This is a genomic window from Mesorhizobium sp. UC74_2 (genome assembly GCF_042701485.1).
GTDB lineage: Bacteria > Pseudomonadota > Alphaproteobacteria > Rhizobiales > Rhizobiaceae > Mesorhizobium.
The window spans coordinates 3,401,859-3,419,191 of sequence record NZ_CP170562.1; the positions used below are offsets into that span (position 1 = coordinate 3,401,859).

The following is a 17,333-nucleotide window of genomic DNA, read 5'->3' on the forward strand; positions in this document are numbered from 1 at the left end:
GAATGGTCAGGCCGAGATCAGTGCCTTGCCGGCTTCCGCCAGGCTTTCGGAGCCACCGAGCACCCGCTCCTTGAGTGCCGAGGTCTCCCCCAGCATGTTCTCGGCATAGAAACGACAGAGCGGCAGCCGCTGCTCGGAAGCGAGTGCGCCACGTGCCAGATAGGCGCCGCCCGCAGCCAGCGAAATCAGCCTGAGATATGGCGTAGCTCCGGCAAGGGCGGCTTCCTGACGACCATCGGCAAGGCATGCCTGCAGGAAGTCGGTCGCTTCCGCGAGATCCGCCAGCGCGCGGTCGAGCAGGTCTGCCGTACGACCGAAACCGGGGCGGTTCGACGCACGCGCATCAGCGGCCACCGCCCTCAGTTCATCGATATAGCCGTGCACATGCCGGCCGCCGCCCAATGGCAATTTGCGCGTCACCAGGTCGATCGCCTGAATGCCGTTGGTGCCTTCATAGATCGGCGCGATGCGCGCATCGCGATAGTAGGCGGCGGCTCCCGTTTCCTCGATGAAGCCCATGCCGCCATGGATCTGCACGCCGAGGGACGCGACATCGACGCCGGCATCCGTCGAGAAAGCCTTGGCCAGCGGCGTGAGCAGATTGGCACGGTCGCGCCAATGCCCGGCCGCTTCGCTTTCAGAAAGGTGCGCCATGTCGAGTGCGTGCGCGCAGCAATAGCTGATCGAACGCGCGATCTCGGTCAACGCCTTCATGGTAAGCAGATTGCGCTGTACGTCGGCGTGATGGACGATCGGCGCCATGCCGTTGCCGGCATAGCTGGCCGCCTTGCCTTGCCTGCGCTCGTTGGCATAGGCAAGCGCCTTCTGGTAGGCGGCCTCGGCCACGGCCACGCCCTGCATGCCGACAGCGAGGCGGGCGTTGTTCATCATGGTGAACATGCAGGCGAGGCCCTTGTTCTCCTCGCCGATCAGCCAGCCGATGGCGCCGGGCGTCATACCTCCGAAACCGTCGCCATAGATCATCGTGCATGTCGGCGAGGCGTGAATGCCAAGCTTGTGTTCGATGCCGGAGCAGAACACATCGTTGCGGGCGCCAACCGAACCGTCATCGTTGACCAGGAATTTCGGCACCAGGAACAGCGATATACCGCGCGTGCCGGCGGGCGCGTCAGGCAGTCGCGCCAGCACCAGATGCACGATGTTGTCGGTGAAATCGTGCTCGCCATAGGTGATGAAGATCTTCTGGCCGAAGATGCGATAGGTGCCGTCACCGGCAGGCTCTGCCCGAGAGCGCAACGCTGCGAGGTCCGACCCCGCCTGCGGCTCCGTCAGGTTCATCGTGCCCATCCATTCGCCCGATACCAGTTTGGCGAGGTATCTTGCCTTGAGTTCGTCCGAGGCGTGCTTGTGCAGCGCCTCGACCGCGCCCATGGTGAGCGTCGGACCGATGCCGAAAGCCATGGCGGCCGAGTTCCACATCTCGAGTGCCGCGACACCCAGCATGTTTGGCAGTGCCTGCCCCCCGAACTCCTCGGGGGCAGAGAGGCCGTTCCATCCACCGTCAATCCAGCGACGGTAGAGGTCCTTCCAGCCGGCGGGCGTAGTCACGGCGGCGTCCTTCAATACCGCCCCGGTCTCGTCACCGATCTTGTACAGTGGCGCGACCTCTTCCGTGGCGAAACGCCCCGCCTCTTCGAGCACCGCGTCGACCAGATCCTCGCCGAGCTCGCCGAAGGATCCGGCATCGAGAGCCGGCTTCAACCCCGCGACGTGTTTCAACGTGAAGGCGATATCCGCAACCGGTGCCCGATACATGCCGTCTCCTCCTTTGCTGCCACGCGATCCTGCCGCGTGCCCACGTTGCAATGCAACAGTGCTATGGTGCAATGCCGCCGGCAGATATACTTTTACGTAAACGTCAAATTTTGTCACGTGGATTTTGTGAGGGTTTCAACGGGAGCAGAGCCGAAAGCCAAAATCACGGGAAGCCTCCGGCAGAGCCGATAATTCCCTGCCTGGCAAGCCGCCAGCCCTATTCGTGCACCAAGGCGACCTTACCGAAATGCGACCCGCTCTCCAGGTGGCGAACCGCAGCCGCGACTTCAGTCCAGTTGAACGTCCGGTCGATCACCGGTTTCAGGTCAAGCGCCTCGATCGCGCGGACCATCGTCTCAAAGGATTCGCGGGAACCAACTGGGATGCCGCGAACCTGGACCTGCTTCCTGAAGATATCGAGCGGGTTGATCGTGCCATCCTTGCCGCCAAGGTAGCCGATGACATTGATCTGTCCGCAACGTGCCGATGCCTTCAGTGACTGCTCGAAGCTCCGCGGCCCTCCCACTTCGATGACATGATCGACACCGCGCCCGTCCGTCAGATCGAGAACAGCGTCGGCCCATTGCGGGTTCTGGCTGTAGTTGACGCCGGCGAGGGCGCCCATCGCCTGGGCGCGACGCAGTTTCTCGTCACTGCTGGACGTGACGATGACCCGTGCCCCGTTCGCCTTCGCGAAAAGCAGGGCAAAAAGCGCAACGCCGCCCGTGCCCTGAACCAGAACAGTGTCACCAGCCTTCACCGCCCCCAGAGTAACCAACGCGTGCCATGCAGTTACCGCAGCACATGGCAAGGTCGCGGCTTCGACATCGCTGAGGTTCTTCGGCGCCAGCACCGCGGCCTGTTCGTCGAGCACTGCAAAATCCGCAAGCAGGCCGTCGATCGGGCCGCCGCGCTGATAGGCTGGTTCTGCCATGCGGAACGAGCCGCCAGCCCAGCGCTGCCAGAAGGTCGAGCAGACACGATCCCCTATACCGAAACGCGTCACCTCCTCGCCGATCGCAACCACCTCACCCACACCATCCGACAGCGGCACGAGCGGCAAGGCAAAGGCGGTGTGATAACTGCCGTTGATGATCTCGACATCACGATAGTTGAGGGCTGTGGCTCGGACCCTGATCAGGATTTCCTGGCGGCGCGGTACCGGCTGCGGTCGATCAACGACACGGAGGTTTTCGACGCCTGGCTTCTGCTGCAATACGATCGCTTTCATCAGCGGTATCTCCGTTTTTGACACCGCCAAAATGGCCTTGCACTATTCGACGTTCAAATTCATATTATGCAAAATAACTATGTCTGTTCTGCATGATTGAAGAGCTCCGTACCTTTGTCCTGTTTGCCGAGGAAGGCTCGATCCAGAAGGTGGCGCAAAGACTGCCGCTGACGCAGCCCGCTGTCAGCCGCCAGATCCAGCGACTGGAGCAGGCGCTTGGAGTCCAGCTTCTCGACCGCAGGCAAAAACCACCAAAGCTGACGCCGACAGGCGTGGATGTTCTGGCGCGAAGCCATGAGATCCTGGACGGTTTCACCAGGCTGAAAGCCATCGCCACTACGCCAGAGCCGGAAGGTGTGTTCCGCCTCGGTCTCGTCAATGGCCTCGCCCATCACAGCCTGGCGGAGCACATCGCGGCCGTCATCGCCCGCTTTCCACATGTGTCGCTGCGCCTCAAATCTGGCTGGAGTGCCGATCTCGCCGAACAGCATCGCCTCGGCCTTCTCGACGCAGCAATTCTGCTCTCGGACAGGTCCCGATTCTACGACGCCGACCCCATCGGCGAGGAGGAACTGGTGACCATCGCGTCGCCCGCATTGATCGCAAGGGGAGACCCGCAACAGAGCAGCTGGGTGTTGAGCCCGGAACCCTGTGATGCGCGTCGGCGCCTTGCTGGCCGCCTTGCCGAACAAGGTCGTGCCTTGCTTGTCGCCGCAGAGATCGAGGATGCCGGCCTGCAGATGGGACTGGTGCGGCAAGGACTGGGGCTCGGGCTTTTTCCGAAGCGCCTGCTCGACCGGACAAAACCGGAAGGCATCGAGCCGGTCGAGGTCGCATGTGCAAATCTGAAGCTCGACGTCCTGATGGTGCGCTCACCACATCTCGGCTCGATGGCCAAGGTCGCGGACGACCTGGCCGACGAAATCCGCGCATTCCTGAGGATATCTCCTTAGCCGATAAACGGCAGGAGAACCTTTCATTAACCATGGCCGTTCAGGATCGACCGTCAGAGAGCGGGGTACGCCCTTGAACGGCCGCACGCGACAGTTCTTCCGCATGGCAACGCTGGCAGCAGGCCTGGCGGCGGCGACGGGCGCGGCCACGGCGTCGGACTTTTCCGAGCCCTGGAAAAAAGAAGACCGCGCACTCGTCATCGACGCCTACGAATACAATCCCATCGACTGGAACGCGCTTGCCTCGGACAAGCGGATCGTCGGCTTCATCAACAAAGCCTCGGACGGCATGCCGCCGCCCTATTCCTGCCCCGGCACCGAGACCGAGCAGCGGCTGTGCAAGGCGCTCTGGCGCCGGCATGCCGTGGCACGCGAGCTGTTCCAGACACGCAAGGTCGTCGCGAAGGCGCTGGGGCTGGAATGGGGCGCCTATCACCTCGCCCGTCCGGGCAATCCGGTCGAGCAGGCCGACAATTTCATTGATTTCGCCGAGCCCGGTCCTGACGACCTGCTTGCCCTCGACATCGAGGACAACGACCCCGAAAAATGGATGTCGCTGGAAGACGCGGAAGAGTTCGTGCGGCAGGTGCACAGACGTGTCGGCCGCTTCCCGATCCTCTACACCAACGAGGTCACGGCAAGCCACATCGCCGCCAACCGCTATCGCTATCGGTTGTTGTCGCGGCTGCCGCTCTGGTACGCACGCTACAAGCCGGAAGTCGGCGGCAGTTTCCCGAAGGGCCATTGGAACGGCTATGCACTCTGGCAATTCGCCGCGCAGGCCAATTGCGGCCGGCTCTCCTGTCCGTATCGCGCTGCAGGGACGCCCCACGACATCGACATCAATGTCGCACCGATGGACGCAGCCGAATTGCGCGACCAATGGCCGTTCGGTGCGCTCATCGATGTGCCGGTCGACTACCTCGCAAGCGTGCCGGTGCCGTTATCCCGGGAGGCTGGCATGCGCGGTGAACGCGTCGCCTATGCGGCGGTGGCGGCACCGCCGACGCTGGACGAACTGGGTGCTGCGCTGACGGCGCGCTGGATTGCCTTGCGCAACGCATTCCGCCGCCCGCCCCTGCTGGTGGCAAAACAGATGCGCGGCATAGCCGGCTATGTCGCGGCTGTGCGGCAAAGGATGCAGGCTGTGCTGGTCTCGCAGGGCATGCCGCCGGCTGGCATCGATCCGATCGCAACAGGATCCATCAAGCCTGCCAAAGCGGCCACCACGCCGGCGGATCGCTGAACTTCCGAAACAACAGGCCCGCTAGCGGTGGATCGAGGTGTGCACGACCTCGCCATCTTCCTTGACGAAATCACCGATGTCAGGATTGGCGAGCACTTCCAGCACTCGCTCCGAAGGCCGGGCCAGAACGACACCCTTTTCGGTCACGACGATCGGCCGATTGATGAGGATCGGGCATTCCATCATGAAGTTGAGGATCTCTTCGTCGCTGAAGCGCGGATCATAGAGCCGCAACTCCGCATAGGGCGTATCCTTCTGACGCAGCAGCTGCTTTGGCTTCATGCCCATCAGGCGCAGCAGTTCGACCAGCCTCGCACGCGACGGCGGCGTCTTCAGATATTCGATGATCTGGGGTTCCTCGCCGGAAGCACGGATCATGGCCAGCGCGTTGCGCGAGGTACCGCAGGCGGGGTTGTGGTAGATGGTGACGCTCATCGTCCCTCTTCGCGTTCGACCGCGCGCCATCCGATGTCGCGGCGGCAGAAGCCCTGCGGCCAGTCGATGCGGTCCACGGCGGCATAGGCGCGCTTCTGCGCTTCTCCGACGCTGCGGCCGATGGCCGAGACATTGAGCACGCGACCGCCATTGGCAACCAAGGCACCTGCATTGACCGCGGTGCCGGCATGGAAGACCTCCGCGCCCTCGGCCCGGGCCGCATCGATGCCGCGGATCACCGACCCCTTTTCGGGCGTGCCAGGATAGCCAGACGCTGCCATCACCACCGTAAGTGCCGCCTCATCCCTCCAGCGTACCGACATATGGCCAAGCTGGCCATCAGCGGCCGCGTTGAGCAACACGAGCAGATCGTCCTTCAACCGCATCATCAGCACCTGGCATTCGGGATCGCCGAAGCGGGTGTTGTATTCAATCAACCGCGGTCCCTGGTCGGTGATCATCAACCCGGCAAACAGCACACCAGCAAAAGGCGAACCAAGTTCCGCCATGCCGCGCATGGTTGGCTCGATGATCTCGCGCATGGTGCGCTCGATCATGTCAGCCGTCATCACCGGTGCCGGGGAGTAGGCGCCCATGCCACCGGTGTTGGGGCCGACATCACCGTCGCCGACACGCTTGTGATCCTGCGCCGTGCCGAAGGGCAACGCCGTCGTGCCGTCGCAGAGGCAGAAGAAACTCGCCTCTTCGCCGGTCATGAATTCTTCGACCACGACTTCGGCTCCCGCACTGCCGAACGAACCGTCGAAACACGCGTTCAGCGCCTCCATCGCCTCGGACAAGGTCATGGCGACCGTAACCCCCTTGCCGGCGGCAAGCCCGTCGGCCTTGACGACGATCGGCGCCCCGACTTTTTCGACATAGGCGCGCGCATCGGCGAGATTGTCGAAACGGCCATAGGCGGCGGTCGGGATGTTGAAGCGGGCGCAGAGATCCTTGGTGAAGCCTTTCGACCCCTCCAGACGCGCTGCCGCCTTGGAGGGTCCGAAGACGCGGATGCCAGTGGCGCGCAGATCATCGGCGATGCCGGCAACCAGCGGTGCTTCCGGACCGACGACGACGAGGTCGATCTTCATGTCGCGGCAGAATGCAGCCACGGCGGCATGATTGCCAATGTCGAGCGCAACGAGCTCCGCCTGTTCGGCGATGCCGGGATTGCCGGGCGCGGCGTAAAGCCTGGTAAGCAGCGGCGAGGCGGCGAGCTTCCAGGCCAGCGCGTGTTCGCGTCCGCCGGAACCGAGGAGAAGAACGTTCATGTCGGCAACCTCGCCCATCCGTGTAGCCAGCTCTGGCTATTGGCGATGACGCGGCAGGTCAAGGCGCGATCATCCATATCAACCGCTACGGCATTGCCGACGGGCGGCTGGCTGCCTATCTGCGCGCAACAGACAACAGGATTTGTCATGCCCGTCACAATCGAACGCGCCGATCCCCTCCTTTTTGCCACCGCGGGCAAGGCTGACTTCAGCTTCGAGGTCGATGCCTATCTCGAACCTGCCTTTGGTAGACCTGTCTCCGAATGGCAGCGGACTGCCACCGAGCCGTATGTGAAGAGCTACAACAAGGCCGACGACAACGACGGCGAATGGGATGACGACAGTGTGCTGTTCGTCGCCCTGCTGGATGGAGCGCCCATCGGACGGCTTTCTGTCACCCGCAACTGGAACGGCTACGGCCTGCTCGACCATTTCGGGGTCGATCGCCCATACCGCACCGGCGGTATCGGCCACCGCCTGTTCGAGCACGCCAGGAGCTGGGCACAGGAGCTGGGCTTGCCCGGGCTCTCACTCGAAACCCAGAACAACAACCTCACCGCCTGCCGTTTCTATGAGCGGCAGGGCTTCGAGCTTGGCGGGATCGACCGGTTTTTCTATCGGGGGCTCCATCCTGACACCCGCGAGATCGCATTGTTCTGGTATCTGCCGTTCGCGCCACAGGCCTAGAGCATTTTGTAGCCAAGTGGAATCACTTGGCGTTACAAAAATGCGCCGAAAACAAAAACTTAGAGCGTTTCCGCGTTTCCGTGAAAAACGGAAACGCTCTAGGCAGGCAGCCCGATACAAGGCTGCGAGACACCATGTCTGCTTGACGCCCGCCCCGCAGCCTGCCACTCCACGGCGATGGAAACCATACAGTCGAAATCGGCCCAGGGACGTGTCGCCGACGCGCCAAGCGGGCACTGGGTCTATCGCGTGCTGCCGCGCTGGCTGTGGCCCTACGCACAGCTTGCGCGCTGGGACCGGCCGATCGGCTGGCAGTTGCTGCTGTGGCCCTGCTGGTGGTCGGCCGCGCTTGCGGCCAGTGCCTATGCGCGGCCGGAAGACAGCCTGCTTTCGCTGCTGCCCCTGCCTTCGACGCTGATCCTGTTCCTGCTCGGCGCCATCGCCATGCGCGGCGCCGGCTGCACCTACAACGACCTTGTCGACCAGGACATCGACAATCAGGTGGAGCGCACCCGTTCGCGCCCGCTGCCGTCCGGCAAGGTCAGCCGCAAGCAGGCCTGGACCTTCCTGATCCTGCAGGCGCTGGTCGGGCTGGTGGTGCTGGTCCAGTTCAATGGTTTCGCCATCCTGCTCGGCGTCTGTTCGCTGGCGGTCGTTGCGATCTATCCATTCCTGAAGCGGTTCACCAACTGGCCGCAATTCGGGCTCGGCCTTGCCTTTTCATGGGGGGCCCTGATGGGCTGGGCGAGCGAGTTCGCCGATCTCGATGCCCCGGCCTTCCTGCTCTACATCGGTTCGATCCTGTGGGTGATCGGCTATGACACGATCTATGCCCACCAGGACAAGGAAGACGACGCCATCGTCGGCGTGCGCTCCACTGCCCGCCTGTTCGGCGAACACACCAAGTCCTGGCTCGCCGGGCTCTATGCCGGCGCGCTGATGTGTTTCGCCGTCGCCTTTGCCTCGGTACAGGCGCCAGTCGTGGCACTGGCGGGGCTGATCGCCGCCGGCGCGCACATGGCAAGACAGATCGTGACGCTCGACATCGACAATCCGGAGCAGTGCCTCAAGCTGTTCCGGTCGAACAACCAGGTCGGCTGGCTGATCTTCGCCGGCCTGATCGGCGGAGCTGTCTGGGTGGCGGTAAAGCCGCTGCTCTAGCAATCCGGACAGGTGGTGTTCCGCTGCAAATACAAAAGGGTCAGCAACTTCGAGCCGCTGACCCTCGCTTCAAGAATGCACTGCAGACGCCACTCTATTCGCGGGCGATGATCTCTTCGCCGCCAATGACCAGCCTGAGACCGAGATTGCCGGTGCGGCGGCGGGCCAGGAAGCGTGGGCGGCGCGTGGTGGAGATGCGCCCCTTGCGGCGGGCACGCGGCGGCTGCGTCTTGATCGCGGCACCGAGCGACTCCTCCAGCGTGCGGGCGACACCGTCCGCCTCGATCAGCAGCATCGGCAGGCCGAAGGCTTCCGCCCACGCGCGCCAGTCGGCGGCGATGTCGTCGAGATCGTCGGCAACCAGCAGCGGCACCGACAGCATCGAATCCGTGTGCAGCAGTTCCAGCGTCACGGTGACATTGCCGTCCTCGTCTTCCATGGCGCGCGCGGCAACGCCACGAAACGCTCGGGCCGGCAGGGCGATCACGACGGGCATGCCGCTCATCTGCAACTTGCGCCGCATGACGGCACCGCGCCGGTCGATGGTGAGTGTGATGTCGCCGGCATCGTCGCGGGCGGCGTAGCTCACCACCTGCGGCAGGCGAAACGGGTCGAGGCGCATGTTGCGCCCAGCCCAGACTGGTTTCAGTCCGGTGTTCATGGATGCCTTCCTGTCTCTCCTGAGAGCCGGGTATCCCGGTCATCTCCGTGCGGGTTTTCCCGCCTCGTTATGGGGAGAGACTAGCGGCGGCTCCTTACCGGCCCGCTTAAAAAAGTCGGTTAAATTTTGCTGATCTTCCAGATGGTTATCGGAATCCCACCAAAAGCAGCATTCGAAACCATCAGATAACCTTACCAGGATTCATGATGCTGGCGGGATCGAAGGAGGCCTTCACCCGGCGCATCAGCTCGATCGCCATCGGCGGCGCGGTGGCAATCAGTTCGTCGCGCTTCAACTGGCCGATGCCGTGTTCGGCCGAGATGGAGCCGTTCAACGAACGCACGACATCGTGCACAGCCTTGTTCATCGGCCGGTAGAGATCGAGGAAGGTCTTGTCGTCACCGTCGATGGGCCGGGAAATGTTGTAGTGCAGATTGCCGTCGCCCATATGGCCGAAGCAGACGACACGGGCACCGGCACTGACCGAGGCGACCGCCTTGCCGGCGCGCTCGATAAAAGTCGGGACCGTCGCGATCGGCACGGAAATATCGTGCTTGATCGAAGCGCCTTCCGCCTTCTGCGTTTCCGGCAGCGTCTCGCGGAAATTCCAGAAGGCATCGGCCTGGGCGAGGCTCGCGGCAATCACCGCGTCGTCCGCAAGGCCACTTTCCAGTCCTTCCGACAGTATGTCCTCGATCAAAGCCCTGGCGTCCTCGGCGGAACGACCGGAGGAGACCTGCATCAGCACATACCAGGGCCAGTCGTCGGCCAGGGGACGGATCACACCGGCGCCGTGGCGCAGCGTGAAGTCATAAGGAGTTTTGGCAATCAGCTCGAAAGCGGTCAGCGCCGGCCCCGCGCGGTCTTCAGCCAGATTGAAAAGGCCGAGCGCCGCTTGTGGTGACGACAGCCCGACAAATGCGACCTCGCGCCCCTTCGGCTTGGGAAACAGCTTCATGACGGCGGCGGTGATGACACCCAGCGTGCCTTCGGCACCGACGAACAGGTTCTTCAGATCGTAGCCGGTGTTGTCTTTCTTCAGTTTGCGCAGATCGTCGAAAACCTCTCCGGTCGGCAGCACCACTTCGACACCCAGGCAAAGCTCGCGTGTGTTGCCGTAAGCGAGAACGCCCGTGCCTCCGGCATTGGACGAGAGATTGCCGCCGATCTGGCACGAACCCTGCGCCGCCAGCGACAGCGGAAACAGGCGGCCGGCGGCATCCACCGCCTCCTGCAGCGTCTGCAGGATGACACCGGCCTCTACGGTTGCGGTATTCGACTGCACGTCGATCTCGCGGATGCGGTTCAGCCGCGACAGCGAAAGCACGATCTGATGCCCGGACGCATCCGGCACCTGCGCGCCCACCAGCCCGGTGTTGCCGCTCTGCGGCACGACCGGCGTGCGCGTCTCGGTGGCCAGGCGCATGATGCGGCTGACTTCCTCGACACTGCCGGGTCGCAGCACCAGCGGCGTCCGCCCGTGCCAAAGCCCACGCCGTTCGATGAGATAAGGCGCAATATCCGTCTGGTCGCGTAACGCATATCTGTCGCCGACGATGTCGGCGAAACGCTGGAGCAGGCTGGACGAAAGATCGGTGTCGGTCATGCCCAAGACCTAGGACGCCGCGAGAGGTTTGTCACGCGGCGCGGCAGCCCGGGCGAGCCGGTCGTTGATCGCCTCGCCAAGTCCGTCCCGAGGCACCGGCTCGACGGCGATGACCGCTGCACCAGCGCGATCGAGATCCTGCATGAAAGCGAACAGATTGGCAGCGGCCTCGGTAAGGTCGCCGCGCTCCGACAGGTTTTTGATGGCAACGGCGTCCTGCCAGCCGGCAGCGCGCGTCGGACCGAAGGCTAGCAGCGCTTCGTCCTGCTCCACCTTTTCAGCATCGAGCCGCATTGCCGCGCCCGGCGCGTAGTGCGAGGCCAGCATGCCCGGAGCCTGGATGCCGCTGGCACCGCGCAGCAATCCGGAACCGGCAACGGCCTCGATGTCGGCGGCAGCGATGCCGCCTGGGCGCAGGAGACGCAAGCCGCCCTGCTCCGCCTTGACGATGGTCGATTCCAGCCCGACCGGCGTCGCGCCGCCATCGACGACCAGCCTGATACGACGCCCCAGATCGTCGGCCACCGCACGCGCGGTCGTGGCGCTGATCCTGCCTGACGAATTGGCCGAGGGCGCCGCGAGTGGACGGCCGAGACGACGGATAAGCTCTCCGCCGAAGCCCTTTGGCATACGCAGCGCAACCGTATCCAGCCCCGCGCTCACCAGCGGATGGATGCCGGCCTCCTGGCGCAACGGCAACACCAGGGTCAACGGCCCCGGCCAGAACGCTTCGGCCAGTCTGCGCGACAGCGGATCGAAAATCGCGATACGCTCGGCCATCGCCATGTCCGCAACATGGGCAATCAGCGGATTGAAACGCGGTCGGCCCTTGGCTTCGAAGATGCGGGCAACCGCCTGCCCGTTGGTCGCGTCGCCGGCGAGGCCGTAGACGGTCTCGGTCGGAATGGCCACAACCTCGCCGGCTTCGAGCAGAGCCAGCGCCGGTTCCAGAGCTTCGGATGCGGATATGATGTCAGCCACGGTCACAACCTTTTCTGAGCGGCTGCGTAATACGCGGCGTGGTTATGGGCAAGCCTCCCGCGCCTATCGCTAAAATGCACGTGACCAGCGTAAGTCGATATCAACAGGATTGCCCTAGGGTGCCGGATGGGAACTCGGGCAAGGGTATAACTTCATGCGTGGCATGGCGGTCGCATTTTTCAGCCTGTGGATCGCAGGCACCGCGCAGGCATCGTCGCTGGTCTATTTCAGCGACGCCGCGCCAGCGGCAACACCTTCGGTGATTGCCCCCGCGGCCGATCCAACGGTGGGCAGATCAGTGGTACAGGCCGGTGAAGGCGAGATGCCGGTGACGCCGGAGAAGGTTTCGGCCATTCCGGAGCGGAGTGGACCGGCAGGCGCGACCATGGTGATCCGCGATGGTGTGGTGGGCGCTGCATTGCCGCGTCACGTCGCCAAGCCGGCAATGGCAAACGGCAAACTCCCGGCAACGGCGGTGTCCGCAAAAACCGGCAAGGACGGTCTGGCGGGAGAGCACAAGCCCAAGGTGACACGCTAGGTGCAATTCCAGGAAAAGTGCTTAGCGGTTTTCCGTCCGGAATTGCAAAAGTCAGCGCGTTTCCGCGTTTCCGTGAAAAACGGAAACGCTCCAGACGCGTCGTCCAGGCGGGCAAGACGGCAACGGCCACCCTGCCCGCTCGACGAGTTCGGTCATCACAGCTTTTGACGACGTGAGGCCGTCCGGCTGTTCACAAGCTGGATCAGGCTGCGGCCTTGGCCTCGTCTTCCTCGCCGTCTTCCTCGGCAACCTCTTCGCCATCTTCCGACTCATCCTCGTCCTCGGCAGCTTCGTCGCCATCCTCGGACTCGTCTTCATCGTCGGAAGCGTCTTCGGCTTCCTCGCCGTCGTCGTCCTGCTCGTCCTCATCGTCCGAAAGCACGACCTCGTCGTCGTCATGAGCTTCGAGTTCGTATTCAGGGGTAGCTTCGAGCAGCGCCTCGTCAGAGGCCAGGGTGTCTTCAATCATTTCGGGTTCGGTAACGAATGTCATGAAAGCCTCCGTGGGTTCGAGTTAACACCCGATTTGTCCCACGCCGACATCATCGCCATATGACTGTAAGCCGGCTCGTCCGGCTATTTCACAAGTCGCTGAATTAGCTCGCAGGAGCGCCGCAAAGCACTCCAAATCCGGCTGTCAGCCGGCGATCTTCGAGAAATCGGCGACGCGATCGGTGGCGCTGCGGATGCGCGAAAGCAGTGCCAGGCGGTTTGCACGCACGGCGGTGTCATCGTCGTTCACGAGAACCTTGTCGAAGAACATATCGACTGGCTCGCGCAGCGCGCTGAGCGCTACCATGGCGCCGGAAAAATCTTCCCGGCCAATGGCTTCGCCTGCCTGGGCTTCCGCCTGAGCGATCGCAGCGAACAGCTTTTTCTCCGCATCTTCGCGGAACAGCGCCGGGTCGACGACGGCAGCCACCGCGGTGCCTTTCTTTTCCTCGGCCGCGAGGATGTTGGCAGCGCGCTTGGTGCCGGCCAGCAGGTTCTTGCCGTCCTCGGTGTCGAGCAATGTGCCGAGTGCCTCGACGCGACGAACGACCGTCAACAGATCATCGGCATCCGGCGTGATGACGGCATCGATCAGGTCATGCCGCGCACCCTGATCGCGGAGATAGACCTTCAGGCGGTCGTGGAAGAAGGAAAGGAGGTCTGCAGCCCAGTCACCGGCCTGATCCGACACCGCTGTTCTGGCCCGGTTGGCTTCGGCAAAGGTTTTGCGCAGACCCAACCGCACGCCGTTCTCGATCAAGATCCTGATCACGCCCAGTGCCGCGCGACGCAAGGCGTAGGGATCCTTCGAACCGGTCGGTTTCTCGTCGATAACCCAGAACCCGACCAGCGTGTCGAGCTTGTCGGCCAACGCCACGGCGACCGAAACCGGGTCTGTCGGAACGCGGTCGGACGGGCCCTGCGGCTTGTAATGTTCCTCGACCGCCGCCGCAACGGAAGCGTTTTCACCCTGGAGAAGGGCATATTTGCGCCCCATTGCACCCTGCAGCTCCGGGAACTCGCCTACCACTTCGGTCTGCAGATCGGCCTTGGCCAGAACAGCCGCGCGTTCCGCCAGCACCGGGTCTGCGCCAACCATCGGTGCGACTTCGCGGGCGAGCCTGCGGATGCGCTCGACCCGCGCACCTTGCGTGCCCAGCTTGGCATGGAAGGTGACGTTGAGATGGTCGAGCCGTGCCATGCGCTGGTCGAGCGGCTTGGCCAGATCGAGATCGAACTTCGCCGCCGAGCCCTGCAAAGCGCCGAGGTCCGGCAGGTCGCCCTGGTCGGTGTTCCAGAAATAGAGCGCGTCCGACAGGCGGGCACGCACGACCTTGCCGTTTCCATGCGCGATCTCGGCACCGCCATCCTTGGCCTCGATGTTGGCGGTGAGGATGAAGCGGTTGGAAAGGTCTTCCGCCTCGCCTTGCGGGCGCGTGACGAAACACTTCTGGTTGGCGCGGATGGTGAGGCGGATCACTTCCGGCGGGATTGCCAGGAAAGCCTTTTCGAATTCGCCCATCAGCACGACCGGCCACTCGACCAGGCCGGAAACTTCCTCGAGCAGCCCCTCGTCCTCGACCAGGTCCAGCCCATTGGCGAAGGTCAGATTGCGGGCATCGGCCAGGATGATCTCCTTGCGCCGCTCGGGATCGATGACGACCTTGGCGGCCTCAAGCTTGGCGGCATAATCGTCGAAGCGCTTGACCGTGATGGCCCCTGGCGCATGGAAGCGGTGACCATAGGTGACGTTGCCGGCGCGGATGCCGTCGATTTCGAAATCGACGACCACCGGCTCTTCGGTTTCCGGTCCGAAGGTGCAGACGATGGACTGCAGCGGGCGTACCCAGCGCAGCGCGCCAGGCTTGGCCGAGGCAGCGCCCCAGCGCATCGACTTCGGCCATGGAAAGCTGCGGATGATCGCAGGCACCAGCTCGGCGATGACCTCTTCGGCGGCGCGGCCGGGCCTGGAGATATGGGCGACGTAGAAATCGCCCTTCTTCGGATCGGCATGGACGTGAGCGTCAGCGATCGAGGCGAGGCCCGCCTTGCGCAGGAAGCCCTGGATCGCCTGTTCCGGTGCCTTGGTCGACGGCCCCTTGATCTCTTCGCGCACATCCTTGGAGCGTGCGGTTAGACCGCGAATGTCGAGCGTGAGGCGACGCGGCGTCCAATATTCGCGCGCCGCCTCATAGGTGAGACCTGCCTCGACCAGACCGTCGGTCAGCATCTTCTTCAGATCACCGGCGGCCTTCCTCTGCATGCGAGCAGGGATTTCCTCGGAACGTAGTTCAAGAAGCAGATCGGGCATGGTCGGTCTCAAACGGGAAAGCTGCGGCGGCAATAGCAAGTCGTCCGCGCCCTGTCACCCTTCGTGCAAGACAACGGACGAATGAAAATTTCGACAGGTGTGTCGGGAAGCGACCACCTCACCCGTCCTAAGGGCACAACGACATCACTGAAACACAGCGCTGAAGCGGACGACGCTCAGACGGGAAATCATTGGCCGAAACCATGAAAACGGCATCGACATTGCTCCAGGTCATCGCGCTCAGCGCCTGCTTCGTCAATCAGGTCGAAGCGCCGGCCGAGTTCCGGATGCCGGGTGTGCGGCAAGCCTTGAGGACGATCGCTGGACCCGATCGCCAGTCCCTCCTTGCCGCGATCATCGACGCCGAATTGGCCGACGTGGGGTAGAACAATTCCAGGAAAAGTGCGTAGCGGCTTTCCGTCCGGAATTGCGTACGAGACGGAGCGTTCCGCGCTTCCGTGATAAGACGGAAACGCTCCGGGCTCAGGCAGCCAGTCCGCCAGCCTCTGTCAGCAGGAACGCCTCACCGCATGCCTTGGCCAGATTGCGCACACGCAGGATGTAGCTCTGGCGTTCGGTGACCGAGATCACGCCGCGCGCGTCGAGCAGATTGAAGACATGGCTGGCCTTGATGCACTGGTCATAGGCCGGGAACACCATTCTGTGCATGGCCACATTGGCGTTCGCACTCGGCGCGCCGGCATCCAGGAGCGCCTTGCATTCGGCTTCCGCATCCTCGAAATGACGCAGCAGCATGGCCGTATTGGCATGCTCGAAATTGTGCCGCGAATACTCCTGCTCTGCCTGCAGGAATACCTCGCCATAAGAAACGCGGTCCGGCCCCTCCATGCCGTTGAAATTCAGGTCGTAGACGTTGTCGACGCCCTGCACATACATGGCGAGCCGTTCCAGCCCGTAGGTCAGTTCGCCGGCAACGGGAGCGCATTCGATGCCGCAGACCTGCTGGAAATAAGTGAACTGCGACACTTCCATGCCGTCGCACCAGCATTCCCACCCGAGCCCCCAGGCGCCCAGCGTCGGGCTTTCCCAGTCGTCCTCGACGAAACGAATGTCATGCAGAAGCGGATCGACGCCAATTGCCTTGAGCGAACCGAGATACAGCTCCTGCAGATTCGACGGATTCGGCTTCAGGATGACCTGGTATTGATAATAGTGCTGCAGCCGGTTGGGGTTCTCGCCGTAGCGGCCATCCTTCGGACGCCGGGATGGCTGCACATAGGCAGCATTCCAGCGACGAGGGCCGAGCGCGCGCAGCGTCGTCGCCGGATGGAACGTGCCGGCACCCACTTCCATGTCGTATGGCTGCAGGATGACACAGCCGTGCGCAGCCCAGTAGTTGTGCAGCGTCAGGATAAGGCCCTGGAACGAGCGCTTGGGGTCCATATTGGCGGGCAGTTCGGCGGTCACGGCGGCCTCGATGGGAGCTGCGGGATGCGCCACTCCCTAGAGCCGAGGGGCAAGGGCGTCAAGGCAATGAGACGATCAGGAAAGTTGGCGACCTGTCAGTCCGCCAATTCACCCGAGAAATTCGTGCCCTCGTTCTGGTTGTCGCAAAAGGCGAGTATTCCCTGAAATGCGGGTTTCTTGATTGCCGGCGGACCATAAAAACTGATGCTGAACGTCCCCCAATAGGTCGACCCGTTCTGCTCGGTCGGGCAAGGCGTGACCTTCGCAACATCCTGCCAGGCACCGCTGAGAACATTGTCGGTCAGCTTGCCGACGGTCTTGCCTGCATAATTGTCAAAAACGATCGCGTATTCGCCCGTCTCGAGCCGGCTGATGGTTATTGGACCGTTGCCCGTGTTCCAGCGGCCATCGATCCTGATCTCGTCGGCCATGGCCAGAGAAGGCAGCAAGACCGCAACAGACAGGCAAACCCGTAGCATCGCGCGACCCCCAGGCTGAACCAGCACGATCATGGCTGGCAGTGCGGAGAGAAGTCAACGCAATGCGGCAATCT

17 protein-coding genes are annotated in these 17,333 nt (G+C 63.1%); 6 read left to right on the forward strand and 11 right to left on the reverse strand.

The features are described 5' to 3' along the window. Window positions 1-6: 6 nt before the first annotated feature. On the reverse strand, window positions 7-1,776 hold the full coding sequence (locus ACFJIU_RS16570) for an acyl-CoA dehydrogenase (protein ID WP_379061580.1): 1,770 nt from the start codon (window positions 1,774-1,776) through the stop codon (window positions 7-9). 217 nt (window positions 1,777-1,993) lie between these two features. Next, entirely contained in the window at window positions 1,994-3,007 is a 1,014-nt protein-coding gene (locus ACFJIU_RS16575; protein ID WP_379061582.1) for an NAD(P)-dependent alcohol dehydrogenase, read from the reverse strand. 92 nt (window positions 3,008-3,099) lie between these two features. Between ACFJIU_RS16575 and ACFJIU_RS16580 the strand changes: the two genes are divergently transcribed. Both ACFJIU_RS16580 and ACFJIU_RS16585 read left to right on the forward strand, forming a co-directional pair. After that, entirely contained in the window at window positions 3,100-3,960 is an 861-nt protein-coding gene (locus ACFJIU_RS16580; protein ID WP_379061584.1) for a LysR family transcriptional regulator, read from the forward strand. Window positions 3,961-4,063: 103 nt separating this feature from the next. Continuing rightward, window positions 4,064-5,206 carry a glycoside hydrolase family 25 protein gene (locus tag ACFJIU_RS16585; protein ID WP_379073129.1) on the forward strand — a complete coding sequence of 381 codons (1,143 nt, stop codon included), beginning with the start codon at window positions 4,064-4,066 and terminating at the stop codon, window positions 5,204-5,206. A gap of 21 nt (window positions 5,207-5,227) precedes the next feature. Here the strand turns inward: ACFJIU_RS16585 and arsC are convergent, their stop codons facing one another. Next, on the reverse strand, window positions 5,228-5,641 hold the full coding sequence (gene arsC, locus ACFJIU_RS16590; protein WP_379061586.1) for an arsenate reductase (glutaredoxin): 414 nt from the start codon (window positions 5,639-5,641) through the stop codon (window positions 5,228-5,230). Next, window positions 5,638-6,915 carry a phosphoribosylamine--glycine ligase gene (gene purD / locus ACFJIU_RS16595; protein WP_379061588.1) on the reverse strand — a complete coding sequence of 426 codons (1,278 nt, stop codon included), beginning with the start codon at window positions 6,913-6,915 and terminating at the stop codon, window positions 5,638-5,640. The genes arsC and purD overlap by 4 nt, the downstream gene beginning before the upstream one ends. Window positions 6,916-7,062: 147 nt before the next feature. Here purD and ACFJIU_RS16600 point away from each other — a divergent pair, with 147 nt between their 5' ends. Together ACFJIU_RS16600 and ubiA are read left to right on the forward strand one after the other, a co-directional pair. Beyond that, window positions 7,063-7,602 (forward strand): GNAT family N-acetyltransferase, encoded by a 540-nt coding sequence (locus tag ACFJIU_RS16600; protein ID WP_379061590.1) that lies wholly within the window; start codon window positions 7,063-7,065, stop codon window positions 7,600-7,602. A gap of 177 nt (window positions 7,603-7,779) precedes the next feature. Next, window positions 7,780-8,763 carry a 4-hydroxybenzoate octaprenyltransferase gene (gene ubiA / locus ACFJIU_RS16605; RefSeq protein ID WP_379061592.1) on the forward strand — a complete coding sequence of 328 codons (984 nt, stop codon included), beginning with the start codon at window positions 7,780-7,782 and terminating at the stop codon, window positions 8,761-8,763. A gap of 94 nt (window positions 8,764-8,857) precedes the next feature. Here ubiA and ACFJIU_RS16610 read toward each other — a convergent pair whose 3' ends face one another. The 3 genes from ACFJIU_RS16610 to ACFJIU_RS16620 form a co-directional block, all read right to left on the reverse strand. Further along, window positions 8,858-9,424: a DUF6101 family protein gene (locus ACFJIU_RS16610; RefSeq protein WP_379061594.1), complete on the reverse strand. Its 567-nt coding sequence runs from the start codon at window positions 9,422-9,424 to the stop codon at window positions 8,858-8,860. Window positions 9,425-9,605: 181 nt separating this feature from the next. Continuing rightward, window positions 9,606-11,030 carry an FAD-binding oxidoreductase gene (locus ACFJIU_RS16615; RefSeq protein ID WP_379061596.1) on the reverse strand — a complete coding sequence of 475 codons (1,425 nt, stop codon included), beginning with the start codon at window positions 11,028-11,030 and terminating at the stop codon, window positions 9,606-9,608. A gap of 9 nt (window positions 11,031-11,039) precedes the next feature. Beyond that, entirely contained in the window at window positions 11,040-12,011 is a 972-nt protein-coding gene (locus ACFJIU_RS16620; RefSeq protein ID WP_379061598.1) for an L-threonylcarbamoyladenylate synthase, read from the reverse strand. Window positions 12,012-12,165: 154 nt separating this feature from the next. On the opposite strand from ACFJIU_RS16620, the gene ACFJIU_RS16625 reads away from it, so the two are divergent. Continuing rightward, complete coding sequence (locus tag ACFJIU_RS16625) at window positions 12,166-12,549, forward strand: hypothetical protein (protein ID WP_379061600.1); 384 nt, start codon at window positions 12,166-12,168, stop codon at window positions 12,547-12,549. Window positions 12,550-12,751: 202 nt separating this feature from the next. Here the strand turns inward: ACFJIU_RS16625 and ACFJIU_RS16630 are convergent, their stop codons facing one another. Both ACFJIU_RS16630 and glyS read right to left on the reverse strand, forming a co-directional pair. Next, window positions 12,752-13,042: a hypothetical protein gene (locus ACFJIU_RS16630; RefSeq protein ID WP_379061603.1), complete on the reverse strand. Its 291-nt coding sequence runs from the start codon at window positions 13,040-13,042 to the stop codon at window positions 12,752-12,754. Between the two features lie 144 nt (window positions 13,043-13,186). Continuing rightward, window positions 13,187-15,352, reverse strand: a complete 2,166-nt coding sequence (gene glyS / locus ACFJIU_RS16635) for a glycine--tRNA ligase subunit beta (protein ID WP_379061605.1) — start codon at window positions 15,350-15,352, stop codon at window positions 13,187-13,189. Between the two features lie 191 nt (window positions 15,353-15,543). Here glyS and ACFJIU_RS16640 point away from each other — a divergent pair, with 191 nt between their 5' ends. Next, on the forward strand, window positions 15,544-15,738 hold the full coding sequence (locus ACFJIU_RS16640; RefSeq protein ID WP_379061607.1) for a hypothetical protein: 195 nt from the start codon (window positions 15,544-15,546) through the stop codon (window positions 15,736-15,738). A 97-nt stretch (window positions 15,739-15,835) separates the two neighbouring features. Here ACFJIU_RS16640 and ACFJIU_RS16645 read toward each other — a convergent pair whose 3' ends face one another. Further along, entirely contained in the window at window positions 15,836-16,780 is a 945-nt protein-coding gene (locus ACFJIU_RS16645; protein ID WP_379061609.1) for a glycine--tRNA ligase subunit alpha, read from the reverse strand. 95 nt (window positions 16,781-16,875) lie between these two features. Then, the gene (locus ACFJIU_RS16650) at window positions 16,876-17,292 is read right to left on the reverse strand and encodes a hypothetical protein (RefSeq protein ID WP_379061611.1); all 417 of its coding nucleotides are present in this window, start codon (window positions 17,290-17,292) and stop codon (window positions 16,876-16,878) included. Between the last annotated feature and the right edge of the window lie 41 nt (window positions 17,293-17,333).